Origin of the sequence: Brevibacillus centrosporus, from assembly GCF_046622605.1 — a bacterium.
GTDB lineage: Bacteria > Bacillota > Bacilli > Brevibacillales > Brevibacillaceae > Brevibacillus > Brevibacillus centrosporus.
Genome location: NZ_CP176856.1, coordinates 4,590,001 through 4,605,673 on the forward strand (window position 1 = coordinate 4,590,001; position 15,673 = coordinate 4,605,673).

At 52.3% G+C, this 15,673-nt stretch carries 19 protein-coding genes (1 of these 19 cut by a window edge); 5 read left to right on the plus strand and 14 right to left on the minus strand.

From position 1 onward, the window contains the following. The 4 genes in view from ACLIN2_RS23160 to ACLIN2_RS23175 are tightly spaced (at most 25 nt apart) and all read right to left on the minus strand, a layout consistent with a single transcriptional unit that may run on beyond the window. On the minus strand, nucleotides 1–1,356 hold the 5' portion of the coding sequence (locus tag ACLIN2_RS23160) for a hypothetical protein (protein ID WP_411502258.1). It extends 18 nt beyond the left edge of the window; the window shows 1,356 of its 1,374 coding nt (coding positions 1–1,356); it begins with the start codon at nucleotides 1,354–1,356; the stop codon falls past the left edge of the window. Nucleotides 1,357–1,374: 18 nt separating this feature from the next. Then, nucleotides 1,375–1,746, minus strand: coding sequence for a hypothetical protein (locus ACLIN2_RS23165; protein WP_411502259.1), 372 nt, complete (start codon nucleotides 1,744–1,746; stop codon nucleotides 1,375–1,377). 13 nt (nucleotides 1,747–1,759) lie between these two features. Next, on the minus strand, nucleotides 1,760–2,311 hold the full coding sequence (locus ACLIN2_RS23170) for a hypothetical protein (protein WP_411502260.1): 552 nt from the start codon (nucleotides 2,309–2,311) through the stop codon (nucleotides 1,760–1,762). A gap of 25 nt (nucleotides 2,312–2,336) precedes the next feature. Continuing rightward, entirely contained in the window at nucleotides 2,337–3,305 is a 969-nt protein-coding gene (locus ACLIN2_RS23175; RefSeq protein ID WP_411502261.1) for a metallophosphoesterase, read from the minus strand. Nucleotides 3,306–3,507: 202 nt separating this feature from the next. Here ACLIN2_RS23175 and ACLIN2_RS23180 point away from each other — a divergent pair, with 202 nt between their 5' ends. After that, a complete protein-coding gene (locus ACLIN2_RS23180; RefSeq protein ID WP_246070937.1) occupies nucleotides 3,508–3,813 on the plus strand; it encodes a Fur family transcriptional regulator in 306 nt (101 codons plus the stop codon). A gap of 24 nt (nucleotides 3,814–3,837) precedes the next feature. Here ACLIN2_RS23180 and ACLIN2_RS23185 read toward each other — a convergent pair whose 3' ends face one another. The 9 genes from ACLIN2_RS23185 to ACLIN2_RS23225 all read right to left on the minus strand — a co-directional run bounded on the left by ACLIN2_RS23185 (nucleotide 3,838) and on the right by ACLIN2_RS23225 (nucleotide 11,932). Next, nucleotides 3,838–4,638 (minus strand): serine hydrolase, encoded by an 801-nt coding sequence (locus ACLIN2_RS23185; RefSeq protein ID WP_411502262.1) that lies wholly within the window; start codon nucleotides 4,636–4,638, stop codon nucleotides 3,838–3,840. 24 nt (nucleotides 4,639–4,662) lie between these two features. After that, complete coding sequence (locus ACLIN2_RS23190; RefSeq protein WP_328211976.1) at nucleotides 4,663–5,022, minus strand: cupin domain-containing protein; 360 nt, start codon at nucleotides 5,020–5,022, stop codon at nucleotides 4,663–4,665. A 152-nt stretch (nucleotides 5,023–5,174) separates the two neighbouring features. Then, entirely contained in the window at nucleotides 5,175–6,188 is a 1,014-nt protein-coding gene (locus tag ACLIN2_RS23195; RefSeq protein WP_411502263.1) for an ROK family protein, read from the minus strand. A gap of 51 nt (nucleotides 6,189–6,239) precedes the next feature. Beyond that, a complete protein-coding gene (locus tag ACLIN2_RS23200) occupies nucleotides 6,240–7,163 on the minus strand; it encodes a 1-phosphofructokinase family hexose kinase (protein WP_411502264.1) in 924 nt (307 codons plus the stop codon). 1 nt (nucleotide 7,164) lies between these two features. Beyond that, entirely contained in the window at nucleotides 7,165–8,256 is a 1,092-nt protein-coding gene (locus tag ACLIN2_RS23205; protein ID WP_411502265.1) for a bifunctional phosphoglucose/phosphomannose isomerase, read from the minus strand. A gap of 28 nt (nucleotides 8,257–8,284) precedes the next feature. Next, entirely contained in the window at nucleotides 8,285–9,148 is an 864-nt protein-coding gene (fba, locus tag ACLIN2_RS23210; RefSeq protein WP_411502266.1) for a class II fructose-1,6-bisphosphate aldolase, read from the minus strand. Nucleotides 9,149–9,169: 21 nt separating this feature from the next. After that, on the minus strand, nucleotides 9,170–9,934 hold the full coding sequence (locus tag ACLIN2_RS23215; protein ID WP_411502267.1) for a DeoR/GlpR family DNA-binding transcription regulator: 765 nt from the start codon (nucleotides 9,932–9,934) through the stop codon (nucleotides 9,170–9,172). A gap of 216 nt (nucleotides 9,935–10,150) precedes the next feature. After that, on the minus strand, nucleotides 10,151–10,837 hold the full coding sequence (locus tag ACLIN2_RS23220) for a copper homeostasis protein CutC (protein WP_411502268.1): 687 nt from the start codon (nucleotides 10,835–10,837) through the stop codon (nucleotides 10,151–10,153). Between the two features lie 87 nt (nucleotides 10,838–10,924). Continuing rightward, entirely contained in the window at nucleotides 10,925–11,932 is a 1,008-nt protein-coding gene (locus ACLIN2_RS23225; RefSeq protein WP_411502269.1) for an asparaginase, read from the minus strand. 318 nt (nucleotides 11,933–12,250) lie between these two features. Here ACLIN2_RS23225 and queC point away from each other — a divergent pair, with 318 nt between their 5' ends. Genes queC through queF form a run of 4 tightly spaced genes read left to right on the plus strand, consistent with a single transcriptional unit; the run spans nucleotide 12,251 to nucleotide 14,674 of the window. Then, nucleotides 12,251–12,919, plus strand: coding sequence for a 7-cyano-7-deazaguanine synthase QueC (queC, locus tag ACLIN2_RS23230; RefSeq protein WP_411502270.1), 669 nt, complete (start codon nucleotides 12,251–12,253; stop codon nucleotides 12,917–12,919). Then, nucleotides 12,919–13,407 (plus strand): 6-carboxytetrahydropterin synthase QueD, encoded by a 489-nt coding sequence (gene queD, locus ACLIN2_RS23235; RefSeq protein ID WP_411502271.1) that lies wholly within the window; start codon nucleotides 12,919–12,921, stop codon nucleotides 13,405–13,407. The genes queC and queD overlap by 1 nt, the downstream gene beginning before the upstream one ends. Beyond that, complete coding sequence (queE, locus tag ACLIN2_RS23240) at nucleotides 13,404–14,129, plus strand: 7-carboxy-7-deazaguanine synthase QueE (RefSeq protein ID WP_411502272.1); 726 nt, start codon at nucleotides 13,404–13,406, stop codon at nucleotides 14,127–14,129. Before queD ends, queE begins: the two co-directional genes overlap by 4 nt. A gap of 47 nt (nucleotides 14,130–14,176) precedes the next feature. Next, the gene (gene queF, locus ACLIN2_RS23245; RefSeq protein ID WP_092275729.1) at nucleotides 14,177–14,674 is read left to right on the plus strand and encodes a preQ(1) synthase; all 498 of its coding nucleotides are present in this window, start codon (nucleotides 14,177–14,179) and stop codon (nucleotides 14,672–14,674) included. A 121-nt stretch (nucleotides 14,675–14,795) separates the two neighbouring features. Here the strand turns inward: queF and ACLIN2_RS23250 are convergent, their stop codons facing one another. Then, nucleotides 14,796–15,629, minus strand: coding sequence for a metallophosphoesterase family protein (locus ACLIN2_RS23250; RefSeq protein ID WP_411502273.1), 834 nt, complete (start codon nucleotides 15,627–15,629; stop codon nucleotides 14,796–14,798). Nucleotides 15,630–15,673: the final 44 nt, after the last annotated feature.

Sequence of the window (15,673 nt, forward strand, 5' to 3'; positions counted from 1 at the left end):
GCTCATGTCAAACAGAAAGTTCGGCGAGCCTGGATGACTGCGATGCACCTGCACAGCCAGCGTATTGCGACCCATGTGCAGCTTGTTTCTATGATTTCGCAAGGAGACTTCGCGATACCATGTCCCTTGATTCGTGATCGCCAGAGAGGATGGCAGGATCAGACCCGTCCGAATTCCATCCCGAAAAACCTCTTCGCCATTGAAATAGAGGATCAAACCATCCTCATAGGAAAGCTTCACGATCAGATCCTTCCATTCCTTTGGAGCCTCCCACAGAAAGAATGTATGGCGGAAATAGTACGATGGAGAGGCAGGCTCCGGCTTGAGGCGTGTCTGGAGCCGCATCTCTTCTTGCAAGCGATTCGTATGACCAAAGGGGGCTCGTCCCGTTTTCCATTCGGCGTCCGAATAATCAGGGCTGCGCCAGTCATCTGCCGGCAAGTGAAACGGCGCCGTGATCGGATTTTCTCCGGTTACATCAAACCCTTCCGGAATGATTGCTTTGATACTGGCATCGCCGCGGTGGTACCTCCAAAGCTGCTGAATACCCACGGCTACCGTTTCCTTGCTGCTTGCAGCAGCCAGCGCTCCTGCTGAAAGCTCCATCTGATCCAGTGCTTCTCCATCTACTGTTGTCGCTTTCACGGCCATGTCGTCGTTTTGATAAGAGAGCATCAGCATGTACGATTGATCAATCGAGGCCCCAGGTTTCCAGACTCCGTAGCCTTCGTGCGCCTTTGACGCAAAATCCGATGGCTCCTGCACGACAGCTGCTTCCAATCCGTAAACGTTTTCCCCAGCTATCACCAGCTCCACCTTCACCTCTCGCAGCGCCTGCCATAGAACGGGACTTGGCGGTACATCCAAAAGCGCAATATGATGCTGCTTGGGATTGGTCACAGCCTGTGCATGCACCCAAGCGGCCTGCTCTTTTTCCAGCCGATCCGAACGCAAGAAAAGGAATCTCGCATTGCCGTAATCCACGGTGTACACCGTGCGACCGAGGTCTAGTGTCGGCTGCTGTGGAAGATATCCGTACAGCTGGTTAAACTGTTCTTTGCTTCTCGTACGATCGTAGATAGGATAAACAAAGGGAAGCGGTTTTGCTGGATCGGGCGAGTAGAGCTGATCAGGCAATGCGAAAATGGCCTTTCCCTGCTGTCCAGACATCCAATCGTGAAGGTCCGGTATTTGGCTTTTCTTCGTTATGTATCCAAACTGAAAGCTGTCGACGCCCGTTTCTTTCAAAGTTGCATATCCTTCTATGGGAATACGAGTCCAGAACAAGGAGCTCGCCATCACAAGCAGCACCACGGTGCTCCCTATCAACATAGGAAAGCAATTCCGATCACTCACGTTGTCACTTTCTCCTTTCTACTCCGGCAAACCTGTTGGCCAGCCCAAAAAGGCATGATACACGGGAGGCCATATCGCGATGAGAATAATCGCGAAGCCAATGACAAACAGTACCGCTGCTTTGCGGATCGAGGTATCACGTCCTTTGAGCAGAAAATGGAGAATCAGCCAGCTGTAAAGCCATAGCAATAGCCCGATCACTTCTTTCCCAGCAAACGGGCCAATCCCCCACCAGCCAGGCACCCAGCTCCCGAGCTTGAGCAAAACAGGCTTACTCCCTGCAGGGTCTGCGGTACTCCATAAATGGCTACCAGCCACCCCCGCTAATCCCAGCCAAAGCGCCCCCAGTGCAGCGTTCATCTCTCCGCTTTTGCGTTCCCCTTTTTGCATGTCACCCTCCCTCTCATAGATGCAAGGTCGTCAAACCTAGTCCCGTCACCAGGCCGATCACCAGACACAGCCAGAGCAGCGCGATTAAAAGCAGTACGACGGATCCCGCATCTTTGTTGTATCCAAAGCGGCGAAGAATGAATCCTGCCACCACTCCAAGCGGCAGCGGAAACAGAGAAACGAACTCCTTCCATTCCATCACGATGTTGTGAGCGGCAGGCGTATGGGCAAGCAGCCATGACTGTGGACCGTCCGGTGAGCGATAGCCCATGTAGAGCCAGTTGCCCGAAATAATTGCCAGCAGGACAAGCCAATTGGTTAACCAGAGCAATCGCTCCAGCTCGGCATTGCTCCCTCTTTCCTTGCCCAATCGAAAAAATGCAGCATGAAAGGTCCAGCAGCCCATCAGTACCGTCAGTGTCGCCGCCAGCCCGTGGAGTAAGCCTTGCAGCCAAAACGGACCGGTATCCAGCAAATGAAACAAAGGTATGAGCAAAAACAAAAAAGCGGTCACGCATGCTTGCGTAACCGCCAGATCGCGCGTGCGGAACAGCCGTTTCAACATTTCCCACCTCGCTAGCACCTCGATTCTACCCAACAGCTCCTTTATCTACCGTAAACGAATCGAGCAGATTGTCATCTTTGTCGTATACATTGCAAACCGCTTTTTTCCCATCCACATCGACCGTCATGTAATGAGATGTGACTTTCGGACCTTTCACCACGTTTTTCTTGTCTTCCACGACTTTGCTGTACGGTGAGCCTGCCGCACCCAGTGTCAGCTGATAAATGTCATGAGTAAAATGATAGCCATTCGCATCAAAGTCGCTGTTGATCAGACGTCGGTTGTAGTTATGCTCATGCCCGACAAAAGCGGCAGTCACATTCGCCGCATCCAAAGTGTGCCAGAAAGCATCCCGCTCCGGTTTGTTGCCATCCAGGGAGCGACCGTAGTGCCCGCCAACCGGGTAAGCTGGCACATGAAACATGACGAAGGTGTGATCTTTACCAGGAGCAGACAGCTGCTGCTTCAGCCATGTGCTCTGCGGCTGGTCAATGACGTAATTGCCGTCCTGATCTTCGTGGTCCGTATTCAATGTAATAAAACGCGCGTTGCCATAATCGAAGCTGTAGGCAGTGCGACCATAGCCAGGAACCTGCTCATTTGGCAAATGGGGAAACGCCTTGCCGAATGCTTCAGGATCGTCCTCATGATTTCCCATCGCAGGGTAGTACATGGACAGCGGGTAGTAATCATCCACAATATCCTTCCACTCATCCAGCTCCTTGTCCAGATCGGAACCACCTTGGACCATATCGCCCGTAATCAACAGGAAGCTAGGCTGAGGATCTAGCTTTTTCACATTTTTCAGCAAGGAGCGAAGCGTCTTCTCATTTACACTATCGGAATTGCCCCTGGTATCTCCCATGACGACAAAGCGGAATGAATTTGCACTCGCTCGCGTCTTGCCAATCCCCATCCATTGTGCACAGACCAAAAGCAAGATAACTCCGCATGACAAGCCAATCCACTTTTTCTTGCTTTCGATCCATTTCATGATGTCTTCCCATCCTCTACGTAAGATTTACCAATCCATGCAAAACATGCGCGGATATACGCATACGGCAAGCCTCGGCCTCTTTTTTAAAATTATCAAAATAAAAGAAAACCTCCTAGGGGCCAAATAAAGGATTGACGGCTTACGAGAATGAGTTGATAATAATAATTACATAATAATTATTTTAAAGAAGAAGGTGACTGTGTTGGAACACCCAATCTCTAGTTTCACACAGCAAGTAAAGCATCTGGGCAAGCGATTGACCATTCAACGACGAGCAGTCCTGCTCTACATGCTGCATACATTGACCATCCCTGCCCCTACCGCCAAAGACGTTTATCATGCGCTGAAATCCGAAATGCCAAATATTACGCTGTCCACCGTGTACACCTCCCTGCGCTTCTTTGTGAAAATGGGCGTGCTCGAGGAACAGGTGAATCCTGACGCTCCGAACCGCTTCCTATGCAAAATGAGTCCAGAAAATCTTGCTCTGAAGGAAGTCATGTAAGCGAACCGAAAAAAGGTAGCCCCCTTAGTGAGGGCTACCTTTTGCGTATTCATAGACTTCTTTTCCGATCTGACCGAGAACGCGAAGGGCGGACTCCGATTGGACGTCCTGCGACAAAGCTACGATGGAAAACCGGCGGCCTTGCGAATAGAAAACCCCCACATCATGCTGTCTTCCACTATCCCAACCGGATTTGCAAGCGATCTCCCAATCCGGCGTTGCACCGGGAACAGATGGGAGCAAAGACGGCAGTCCATTTAGCACCTGCTGCCTTTTCATGATCGACACCATTTCTTCACAGGCGTGATGCGAAAGGAACCCGCCTGTTGCGATCGACCCGAGCATCCGAGACACGTCTCCTGGCGTGATCATGTTGTTTTCGGTAATGCCCACCGGATAGATCATGAGCTTGCGGGAGTATTTGCTTTTCTCCATTCCCAGCTCGATCATGGTCTGCTCGATTCTTTGCCTGCCTACGAGGTCGATCAACACGTTTGTGGCCGTATTGTCACTTTGGATAATCATCAGGGTGACCCATTCCCGAATGGTCAGAGCCAGGCCCGGAGAAAGAGCAAACAGGATACCCGATCCCCCTACTTGGTCCTCTGCTCGCATAGGAATACGGTCATCCAGCTGAAATGCTCCCTGCGCCACTGCTGAATACACGGCTGCCATGATCGGCACTTTAATGACGCTCTCTGCGATAAAGGCTTCATCTGGTCGATGGGCAAAGCGCTGTCCGCGATCCAGATCCTCTACAACAACGCCCCAGCTCCCTTCGGCTTTATCCAGCAGCTGTGTAAGCTTTTCACGTAACTGCTCCATCTGCCGATCCTCCTTTCTCTCCCGTCAGATCTGATCCAGCTCTGCTACGGTTCTTTCATTTGTTACATTTCCTGTATTTAGCGTGCTCGTCGGTTCCATCAGCACGACATGACATATTTCAGGCGCTACCGGTCGATGCTCGACGCCTTTGGGAACGATGATAAATTCGCCTTCCTCCACCCATACTTCCCGGTCGCGAAATTGCATCAGCAATCTGCCGCTAACGACCAAAAACAGCTCGTCCTCTGCTTCATGATGGTGCCAGACGAATTCCCCTTGCAGCTTTACGACCTTGATATGAGAATCGTTGACAGTTCCCACGATCTTCGGGCTCCAGCATTCTTCAAACTTCGAAAATTTTTCAGCGAGATTCACTTTGTTCATAGTCGGCCATCCCCCATCTTCCGTTCGATCTTTTAGCCAAACCAAACGCATCTTTTTATCATACAATTGCAAAAACTCTATGGGTAGGTTTATTTTGCAAAGACTTTTCCCATTGAAAAACGCCTGCCTCTTTGGCAAGCGTTACCGTCTGTTCATTCGTTCTTCACCAGTGTTGATATCCCTTCCGCACTGCCTGTGAACGTTTGCAAGGCAAGTGCCCCTGCCCCAAGCATTCCGGCGTCTGGTCCTAGTGAAGCCCGAACAATTCGTGTTTTCTCGTGACCGGCTTTCATCACGTAGCGCTCCGCACTTTGCCGTACGGGATCGAGCAAAAGCTCACCTGCCTCCGAAACACCTCCACCGACGACTACCATATGAGGGTTAAAGAGATTCACGACCAAGGCAATCGCCCATCCGGTAATGTCGCAGACCTCCTGCCAAACGTGCGCTGCAATTGGATCACCCTTTTGCACAGCCTCTGCTACCAGATGCGCCGTCAGTTGATTCAGATTGCCTCCTGCCAATTGCCATAAAGGGAGCATCTTCGCTTCTTCGGGGATCTCCCGAATTGCCCTAGCCAATTTTTCCTTTGCCAGTCGGACGATCCCTGCAGCCGAGGCAACTGTCTCTACACAGCCTGCTTTCCCACAGTTGCAGACAGCTTGATTGCCTGGAATACTTACATGCCCCAGCTCACCCGATATGCCATGCGCTCCGCGAAGAAGCTGCCCATCGATCATATTTCCCATCCCAATGCCTGTGCCGATCGGGATAAAGGTCATATGGCTGACGCCTTTACCTGCCCCGAAAACTGCTTCTCCCAACGTCGCCGTCCGCAAGTCATTTTCGAACGCGAAAGGCAGCCGCACCGCTTCCAAGAGCGGCGTCCGCACGTCCACCTGACGCAGACTCAAATTGGGCGAGTGTATAGAAAAGCCGTTTGGTCCATCAAACGGTCCGGGAAAGCCCACGCCCACCGCTTCTACGGAAACGTTCACACGGCTCTTCAGTTCCTCGATCAGTCCGGCCATCCGCTCGATCAAAAGAGGGAGATTGTTGTGCAGCTTCGTATCCCGGCTACCCCGAGCAAGAATGCGCCCTGTTTCGTCGAGTACTGCTCCTTTCATCGTCGTTCCGCCAACATCCAGGCCGATTACGTGCCGCATGCGCAAGCCTCCTAACTGTCCTTCACAAGCCCGCAGCCTCCACATGGCTGCCTATGACTGTAACTGCTTCAACAAACGCGCAACCGTGTCGATGTCGACGATTCCCGCTCCTACCGACAGGGCATTCGCCGCAGCGCTCGCCATCCCTAGCTGCGCTGCTGCCCTCCACTCCATTCCTTTCAGCTTGCCACAGGCAGTCCCTGCCAGCAGGGCATCGCCGCAGCCCACTGGATTGACGACTTGCTCCAGCGCAGTGCCGGGGAGATGCACGTGCTCGTCGCCTTCCGAAAACCATGCGCCATCTGCTCCTAGCGATAAAAGAACTCGCTCTGCTCCGAGCGCCTGAATGTCTCGCAAGGCTGCAATGATCGCTTCCTCGCTCGAGAGCGCATACCCGAGCAGCGCTTCTGCTTCATCCCGATTTGGCTTCACCAGATGGGGCTTGCCTTTTAATCCGTGCACAAGTGCAGGTCCACTCGCATCCAGTACGGGCAGCGCCCCTGATTGCCGCACCTGCTCGATCAAATGCTGGTACGCATCTGCTGGCACCCCTGCACAAAGACTACCAGAGAAAGTAACCATCCTCGCTTGGCTGGCCAAAAGCTTCAGCTTGCTCTGCAGCTGGGCAAAGCCTTCTTCTGTGACAACTGGCCCCTGCTCCAAAACCTCCGTGACCTCGCCGCTCTCTTCATCCAGCAGGGTGTGGCAGCAGCGCGATTCTCCTTCTGTCTCGACAAACGCGGGAGTGATTCCTGCCTTGGCGCAGCCCTCGGCAATAAACCGCCCGTTGTACCCGGCGATAAAGCCTGTCGCAATCACATCTGCCCCAAGCGTTCGTGCGACACGCGCTACATTGATCCCTTTGCCTCCTGGCAGACTGAGCTGTTCCTTTGTCCGATGCAATTTTCCTGGCCGAAATCGCTCGAGCTTGTATGTTTTGTCTATCGCGGCATTCAACGTAACCGTCACCAGCATCCTAACGTACCTGCACCTGAACGAGCGGCTGTCCCATCTTGCTCTTGAACAGGTTGATGACCTCGACTGGCGTTGGATCGACCCCGCGAATGAGCGCCGTATACAGCGATACGTAATCAGCCAGATATACGATGGAGAAAAGTCGAGCCATTCTCGATACACCCTGGGAGCGAACGACCTGCACGGCTCCGGCACGCTCACGCAGAATGTCCGCACTGATCTCCACCCGCTTGGCTGTCTTGTCGCTGTCTTCCACATCGCGAATCAAGGTAAACTGATAGCCTTTCAGCATAGCGGCAGGCGCATCCCAGCCAACTGCCTCATCGTGGTGCAGACTGGGAATCGCGTTCCAAAACGCCATGACTTTACTGTTTTCTCCCAGCTGATTTTTCCATCTCCAAGCAGGTGCATCAAAAAAGGGCAGCGTCCCGTAAATGACTGGCGTCAAACCATCCATCTGCTGAGCGATTTGCTTGGCAAGATTGAATGCCAGTGGCGCTTGCAAGCCGTACTCTTCACGCAGCCGAGAAAATAACTGGATCGTCTCTGCTACCTCACCGCTCTTGTCCGCCACCAGCCCCAGCTTGGTCAAAACGGTGAGCATCGGCAAGAAAATATAGCCGAGCACGATTCGCGGCATCATTCCTCCCGGTACCAAAAGATGAGCGTGTCCGTGGCTTTGCGCCAGCTCCAGCACTTTGCCGCCGGCTGTGATCACCGCGATCTGTGCCTTTGCTTCTATCGCCTGCTCGTATCCGCTTACGATTTCCTCCGTATTGCCCGAGTGGCTGACGACGATGACGAGAGTGCGTTCGTCGACAAAAGCAGGGATCGTATAGCCTTGGTTGAGCTGCAAAGGCACGCGCAGCTCGTCAAACAGATAGGATTTCAGCAAATTCACACTGGCAGCAGACCCACCACCTGTCCCCAGCACAACGATCCGATCAATCGGAGCTGTAATCGAGGAAAGGTCGAATTGACCGGATAATTGCCATCCTTCTGAAAATTGTTTGTCGTATTCATCCGTATCCCGCAGCGCGAGAATGGTATCGAGCTTTTCAACTGCTGCACGATCATCCAAATTGACCCGCATGTCCATTCACCCTCCCATATTGTTTCGTTTATTGCCCAGCGGCTTTGCCGACGCAGCCGCACATAGCCATTTTTGCCTGCGCAATCGCTTTTACCGCTTGCTTCGCCCGCTTCATATACGTCCGCGGATCATTTTCCTGCGGGTTTTCCCCGAAGACCTGCTTGATCGCATCGGAAAAAGCGATACGGAGCTCCGTAGCTACATTCATTTTTGCCATCCCGAGTGCAACAGCCCGCTTCACCTGTTCTTCCGGAATACCCGATCCTCCGTGGAGCACCAATGGCACACCCACTCTCTCCGCAATTTGCTCCAGACGGGAGAACGCTATTTTGGGTTCCCCTTTGTACATTCCGTGAGCCGTGCCGATCGCAGGAGCCAGCGTGTCGACACCGGTCAAGGCAGCGAATTCTTCGCACTCTTTGGGGTCAGCCAAAACAGCATCTTCTTCCGCAACGACCAGCTCGTCCTCGACTCCCCCCACTTTCCCCAGCTCTGCTTCAACGTTCACCCCGCAGCGATGGGCCAGCTCGACGACCCGTTTTGTCTGCTCCACGTTTTGCGAAAACGGATGCATGGAAGCGTCAATCATCACCGACGTATAGCCTGCTTGGATGCAGCGCTCGATCAGCTCGTAGTCGTGGCAGTGATCCAGATGCAGGGCGATCGGGACTTGAACGGATTTTGCGGCAACCTTCGCAATCGCTGCCACATACTCCGGCCCCAGATGCTTGACCGTCCCTACCGTCGTCTGCAGAATCAGCGGAGATTGGGCTTCCTCCGCTGCTTCCACTACCGCCTGCAGCATTTCCATCGTGTGCACGTTGAACGCACCGATGCAGTACGCTTCCTTCCTGGCTCGCCTCAGCATTTCCGTCGATGATACCAATGACATGTCTGGATCACTCCTAGTCTCTTAGGCTTGTGCTACTTCAATCTTGACCCCCAGCTCTTGAAACGAGGCTTGCGTCTGCGGATCCAGCCGATCGGTAATGATCCGGTCCACATCAGACAGGTCGGCAAAGCTGCTGAAATGGGTTTCCCCGAATTTCGTATGATCCGCCAGCACGTACACCTTGCGAGCGCGCGACATCATGACCCGGTTCACATTGCTCTCGGCCAGTGAGAGCGTGGAAAATCCATCGTGCTCATGTATGCCGTCTGCTCCGATGAAGCATTTGTAAACGGACAGCTTTTTCAAATTGTCCTCTGCGACAGCCCCGACGAGAGCAAATGATTTCGCCCGCATCTCTCCCCCGATCAAAATGACCTGATGGACTCCCTGGCTGTTCAGCTCCATGGCAATATTGACTGCATTGGTCACGATCGTCAGCTCCGCGATCTGCCCGAGCAGCTTGGCGAACTCCATCGTCGTCGATCCCGCTCCGAGTATCAGCGTGTCACCTGGCTGTACATGTGACAGAGCCTGGCGGGCGATCTGCGCCTTTTCCTCCGTACGCTCTGCCTGCTTTTCCGTAAAGCTTCGCTCCAGAGGCAAAAAGCTTGTAATAGACGCGCCACCATGCACTCTCGACAGCAGCCCTTCCTGCTCCAGCTTGATCAGATCTTTGCGAATGGTGACCTCAGATACATCCAAAAGCTTGCTCAGCTTCGCGACAGTTACCGTTTTTTCCTTGTTCACATTCTCCAGTATCTTGCTGTGTCTTTCTGTCGCCAACATGATAAAGCTCCTCCTCGTGATGAAATCTCGACAGACACCTGTTCCATTTCATTATCTCGTTTCGTTTTATTTCGAATAGTTTCGTTTCATTTCATAATCATCCTATCATTCCAGATCTCCCGCGTCAAACAAAAGGGAATTTTCTGAAAACAACAAAAAAAGCCGAAACATCCACTTGAGTGACGTCGGCTTTCATTTCCCTTATTCTTCTCCCGGCTAACCAAGGAAGCTGTTTTTAAACGTCCGTACTTTCCCCGCATCCACGTAGCGGAGAGCCTGGCCCTCTTCACGGACGCCTGTACCGACGTGAATCTCACTCACACCCGTTTTTTCCGCAAGCCCCTTCGCATTTTGCAGAGTCAACCCACTTCCCGCCAAAATAGACAGCTGGGTATGCTCGGTCAGTTGGACAAGGTTTGCGATGCATTCGGCACCCTCGATCGCATTCTTTTGTCCACCAGAAGTCAGGATGTGACGCACCTGCGGGTATCTGAGCAAAATCCTGGCTGCTGCCAGCTGGTCGGTCGCCTCATCGAAAGCACGGTGAAAGGTCACATCCAGTCCGTCCGCCTCAGGCAGAAGCATTTCTAACCCGCGCACATCCAGCTTTCGATCATCGGTCAGCATCCCAATCACGATCCCGGCCGCACCGATCTCTCGAATCACGCGCACGTCCTCCCGCATGACATACCATTCATCCTGCGTGTAGCAAAACGACTGAGCATGTGGACGTACCATGACATTAACCGGAATGGATACGGCTTTTACCACGGCTTCGATCAAGCCCCAGCTGGGTGTTAAACCGCCTTCCAAAATGCCTGTAATCAGCTCCAGCCGGTCTGCTCCCCCTAGCTCTGCCCGCTTGGCATCCTCCACTGAAGTCGCAATTACTTCCACGATCATGTTTCCATTCCTCCGCTTTATTGCCATAATGTGGTCATTGTATATGGTCGGAGTGGATTGTGCAAGTTTACCGAATGGTTGGGCAATTTAGCGCGGCTCTAGAGTAAATACGGCACGTTTTTCACCGACGACCAGCTGGTTATCGTTTTTAATTTCCGTTGGAACGAGATCGTGCAGCCGTTGAATCGTTTCCTGGTTCTCGTATTTGATCTGCGTCAGAATCGAGGCAATGATGAGCGGCCACACCTGCTCGGACCCATCGATGACCTTCAGCGAAAAGCTGATTCTTTCCTTTTTCAAAGCAAAACCGTAAACACCCATGGCGCCGCCTTTGGCGATGATATTCGGGTCTTCCAGAAGAGCCGTGCAGGTGAAGTTGTGGCTGGCGATAATATCCGGGTTTTCCGTCATCCAGCCTGTAATCTTGACCACGGCTGCCTGCATCTCCTCGTCTTCGATCAAATCCGGGCAAGCGAGCTTCAGATAGGAGATTGCCAAATGCTTGAGCGGCAAGGCAAAGACCGGGAACCCACATCCGTCAACGCCAAGCTGGATCTGCTCTTCCGGATATTCCGCCAGCTCGGCAAACGCCGTGAGTGCCTCCTGCTGAGCCGGATGATCCATCTCATAGTAGTCATGCGTGGAATAGCCGCGTTCCTTGGACAAAGCCAGAAAGCCCAGATGCTTACCTGAGCAATTGTGAAACAGTCTGCGCTTGGACACGCCCTGCGTCAGACAAGCGAATTTCGGTTCTTCATTTAAAGGATAGGTGGGATTGGTAAGAAGCTCCTCTTCATTGATCCCGGTCTTGGCCAGAAGCGATTCCAATGCTTCCACGTGGTAGACTTCGCCGCGATGAGACGCCGTGAACAAAGCAGCTTCTCTACTCGTTAATCCGAACTTTTCATCGATTTTCTCTCTAGCGACTGGAATCGCCTGAAAGGGTTTGGCAGCAGAGCGCAAAAAGGCTATGTGCATTTCATCCCCAGATGAATAGATCACTTCACCGCGATCGTTTACCCCGCATACAATCCCTGCATGAATATTCTCCAACACGCCTCCGCGAAACTCTTCTACTAATGTACTGAATTTCATCCTCGTCAACCTCTCCATAGCAGGATCACTACGCTTTGCAACGCCATACTAGCAGGCGTCTACCCAAGCGTCAATGAAGAATTGCAAAATTACAACAGTCCATAATGAAGGCATTCTGTTGTATACTATCCATGGATGCAGCCCAGCTGTGCCCAATCACATACGAAATCCATGCGGACAGCATGGGAGAGGTTCGCGAACTCCCTCTATAAAAAACTAATGTGTACACAGTACCTTTCTTTGGTATTGTTTTGTTTTTTTCAGAGTCTGGTTCAAGAACTCTCTTTCTTCCCACAATGGAAAAGGAGATGGAGAGCGATGAAAAAGGAAAAAGCCGTCGTTGTATTCAGCGGAGGACAGGACAGTACGACCTGCCTGTTCTGGGCGAAGCAGCAATTTGGAGAAGTAGAAACCATTACGTTTGACTACGGGCAGCGGCACAAGCTGGAAATCGAATGTGCCCAGCAAATCGCCCGCGAGCTCGGCGTGAGCAACACGGTATTGGATATGAGCCTGCTCAATCAGCTGGCACCCAATGCCCTCACCCGCACCGAAATTGATATCACCCAAGAGGAAGGTCAGCTGCCTTCTACGTTCGTCGACGGTCGCAACCTGCTGTTTTTATCTTTTGCAGGTGTATTCGCCAAACAGCGAGGCGCGCGTCATCTCGTCACCGGCGTATGCGAAACAGACTTTAGTGGCTATCCCGACTGCCGCGATTCGTTCGTCAAATCGCTGAACGTGACACTCAACCTTTCGATGGACTATCCGTTTGTCATCCACACCCCACTGATGTGGCTGAATAAAGCGGAAACGTGGAAGCTGGCGGACGATCTGGGTGCCTTCACCTATATCCGCGAGAAAACCCTCACCTGCTACAACGGCATCAAAGGGGACGGCTGCGGCGAATGCCCTGCCTGCCATCTGCGAAAAGCCGGTTTGGACACGTACCTTTCCGAGAAGAATCAGCAAGGAGAGCATGCCTGATGAGCGCGAACTTTGACTTCCGCATCGTCGACCGCATGCAGCAGCTTGGCACACATATTGAAAAATCCCAGCTGCGCTATCACAAGAAACGCGTCTTGGTTAGCAAGGAATTTACCTTTGACGCCGCTCACCATCTGCACGCCTACGAAGGCAAATGCAAAAATCTGCATGGACACACGTATCAGGTCGTCTTTGGCATTAGTGGCTATCCGGACGAAATTGGCTTGGTCATCGACTTCGGGGACATCAAGCAAATTTGGAAAGAGCACATCGAGATCTATCTGGATCACCGCTATCTCAATGAAATGCTCCCGCCGATGAATACCACCGCAGAAAATATGGTTGTCTGGATATTCGAGCAGATGGAACAGCAGCTTGCCTCAGAAGCATACCGTGACCGTTACAATGGAGCGCGTGTGGAGTTCGTTCGCCTGTTTGAGACGCCCACCAGCTACGCCGAAGCCAGACGGGAGTGGATGTACGAATGAGTCGGATCCCCTTACTGGAAATCTTCGGACCCACCATCCAAGGGGAGGGCATGGTCATCGGACAAAAAACGATGTTCGTGCGTACGGCCGGCTGCGATTATCGCTGCAGCTGGTGTGACTCCGCTTTTACCTGGGATGGCTCTGCCAAGGATGAGATCAAACAGATGACTGCTGAGGAAATCTGGGAAGAGCTCTACCGTCTTGGCGGGGACTGTTTTTCGCACGTAACCATCTCCGGCGGGAACCCGGCATTGCTTGCGAGCATCGGTGGATTGGTCGAGCTGCTACAGTCACGCGGCATTCGCTCGGCTGTCGAGACACAGGGTAGCAAATGGCAGGACTGGCTGGCTCAGATTGACGATGTCACCCTTTCGCCGAAGCCGCCTAGCTCCGGGATGCAGACTGATTTTGATGTGCTGGATCAGGTAGTCGCCAATCTGCTCGAAAAAAGCCGCTCTGGTGTTAGCCTGAAAGTCGTCATCTTTGATGAAAGAGACTTTGAATATGCTCGGGGCATTCACCGACGCTATCCCAGTATTCCCTTTTACTTGCAGCCAGGCAATGCCGACCTCGTCGAAGCGAATACCGAGGAGCTGCGCACCAAGCTGCTGGAAACGTTTGAATGGCTGATCAATCTGGCGATGGCTGCCCCTGATTTAAATGATGTGAAAGTATTGCCGCAGCTCCACGCCCTGGTGTGGGGAAACAAACGCGGCGTCTAGATAGAGCGACACTGAAAAACCTAAATGAAACGAGGAGACAATCTTATATGGCAAACCAGCAGGAACGCGATCTTACTTCCTTGACGCTCTTGGGCAACCAAGGCACGACTTACCCGCAAACGTATGACCCAACTGTACTGGAGTCCTTTGACAACAAGCACCCGTACCGCGATTACTTCGTGAAATTCAACTGCCCGGAGTTCACCAGCCTGTGCCCGATCACCGGACAGCCTGACTTTGCGACGATCTACATCAGTTACATTCCCGACATCAAAATGGTCGAGAGCAAAGCGCTCAAGCTGTACCTGTTCTCTTTCCGCAATCACGGCGACTTCCACGAGGACTGTGTCAATATCATCATGAACGACCTGATCAAGCTCATGGATCCGCGCTACATCGAAGTGTGGGGCAAATTCACCCCGCGCGGCGGCATTTCCATTGACCCGTATTGCAACTACGGCAAGCCAGGTACCAAGTATGAAGAAATGGCGATGCATCGCCTGATGAACCATGATATGTACCCGGAGAAAGTCGATAATCGGTAGAAGTAGATAGCGTTGCTAACGAAAAAGGGGCTGTCCCAAGAGCCATAAAAATGGCTGAGGGATAACCCCTTCTTTTTTTCTGTCTAAAGAAGACCGAGAGCACAGATCCCAAGACTCATTCTTAAACCGACTGCAGAACGTCTACCACCAAACTCCGATCCGTCTCTTCTCCATGCGGTTTCTCGGTAGGCTCGAAGCCTGGCATTCCCTTGTGAAACGTTGCGATCTGATCCGCAAGGCTACTGTCATCAATAGGAATGTGACTGATTTTCACTTTCCCCTCAGAAAGATCAACTACCCGGAAAGCTGGAAGGTCCAGGCATGCAGCGGTTTGTATGTAGTGCCAGCCGTCCTGCTGAACAATTGAATTCACGTGGTTATGCCCGCAGAAATAGAAGCCGTATCCTTCCTTCTTCTTCAAAACTTCCTTTATATTAATGTCCGGATGAATGGATCCTTTCTCATTGGTAGAACGTGCTGTCGTCGCATATACCGGATGATGGGCGAAAATAAAGACCGGTTTGTCCCCGGATGTTTCGAGCTGAGATTGCAGCCATTGCAGCTGCTCCTCATCCATCTCTCCCCCCCAGTCATCCTCATTCATTTCTTTGGTCGTATCGATAAAAAGGAGCATGACTTCTTCCATATCGATAGCGTGGTATCGCTGCTGCCCGGTTATGGTCAAGATTTCGGTTTTAGGAAGAGATAGCGTGTCATGGTTGCCGAGCACGTGGATAAAGGGGCGTCCGCTGCTTTCCATCGAGTCAAACACAAAATCGAGCTCTTCCGGGTGCCCCTCATGCGTCAGGTCACCCAAGGAAATATGGAGATCTGCATCCCATTCCAGAAACTTGCCAAGCATGGTGGAGAATGCTTTGTCTCTTGCTGCCTGCATTTCTTCCGTGCCGTTCGCCATCCGTGAATAATGAAAATCTCCCATTATCATTAGTCTCATGGTGAATTCGCCCTTTCCTCGTCCGATTTGTTTAAAATAGCGCT

Excerpts from the sequence above, each read along its gene's own strand:
- ACLIN2_RS23165 (WP_411502259.1), bottom strand. The coding sequence starts at position 1,746 with ATGCAAAAAGGGGAACGCAAAAGCGGAGAGATGAACGCTGCACTGGGG.
- ACLIN2_RS23170 (WP_411502260.1), bottom strand. The coding sequence starts at position 2,311 with ATGTTGAAACGGCTGTTCCGCACGCGCGATCTGGCGGTTACGCAAGCA.
- ACLIN2_RS23175 (WP_411502261.1), bottom strand. The coding sequence starts at position 3,305 with ATGAAATGGATCGAAAGCAAGAAAAAGTGGATTGGCTTGTCATGCGGA.
- ACLIN2_RS23185 (WP_411502262.1), bottom strand. The coding sequence starts at position 4,638 with ATGGAGCAGTTACGTGAAAAGCTTACACAGCTGCTGGATAAAGCCGAA.
- ACLIN2_RS23190 (WP_328211976.1), bottom strand. The coding sequence starts at position 5,022 with ATGAACAAAGTGAATCTCGCTGAAAAATTTTCGAAGTTTGAAGAATGC.
- ACLIN2_RS23195 (WP_411502263.1), bottom strand. The coding sequence starts at position 6,188 with ATGCGGCACGTAATCGGCCTGGATGTTGGCGGAACGACGATGAAAGGA.
- ACLIN2_RS23200 (WP_411502264.1), bottom strand. The coding sequence starts at position 7,163 with ATGCTGGTGACGGTTACGTTGAATGCCGCGATAGACAAAACATACAAG.
- ACLIN2_RS23205 (WP_411502265.1), bottom strand. The coding sequence starts at position 8,256 with ATGCGGGTCAATTTGGATGATCGTGCAGCAGTTGAAAAGCTCGATACC.
- fba (WP_411502266.1), bottom strand. The coding sequence starts at position 9,148 with ATGTCATTGGTATCATCGACGGAAATGCTGAGGCGAGCCAGGAAGGAA.
- ACLIN2_RS23215 (WP_411502267.1), bottom strand. The coding sequence starts at position 9,934 with ATGTTGGCGACAGAAAGACACAGCAAGATACTGGAGAATGTGAACAAG.
- ACLIN2_RS23220 (WP_411502268.1), bottom strand. The coding sequence starts at position 10,837 with ATGATCGTGGAAGTAATTGCGACTTCAGTGGAGGATGCCAAGCGGGCA.
- ACLIN2_RS23225 (WP_411502269.1), bottom strand. The coding sequence starts at position 11,932 with ATGAAATTCAGTACATTAGTAGAAGAGTTTCGCGGAGGCGTGTTGGAG.
- queC (WP_411502270.1), top strand. The coding sequence starts at position 12,251 with ATGAAAAAGGAAAAAGCCGTCGTTGTATTCAGCGGAGGACAGGACAGT.
- queD (WP_411502271.1), top strand. The coding sequence starts at position 12,919 with ATGAGCGCGAACTTTGACTTCCGCATCGTCGACCGCATGCAGCAGCTT.
- queE (WP_411502272.1), top strand. The coding sequence starts at position 13,404 with ATGAGTCGGATCCCCTTACTGGAAATCTTCGGACCCACCATCCAAGGG.
- queF (WP_092275729.1), top strand. The coding sequence starts at position 14,177 with ATGGCAAACCAGCAGGAACGCGATCTTACTTCCTTGACGCTCTTGGGC.
- ACLIN2_RS23250 (WP_411502273.1), bottom strand. The coding sequence starts at position 15,629 with ATGAGACTAATGATAATGGGAGATTTTCATTATTCACGGATGGCGAAC.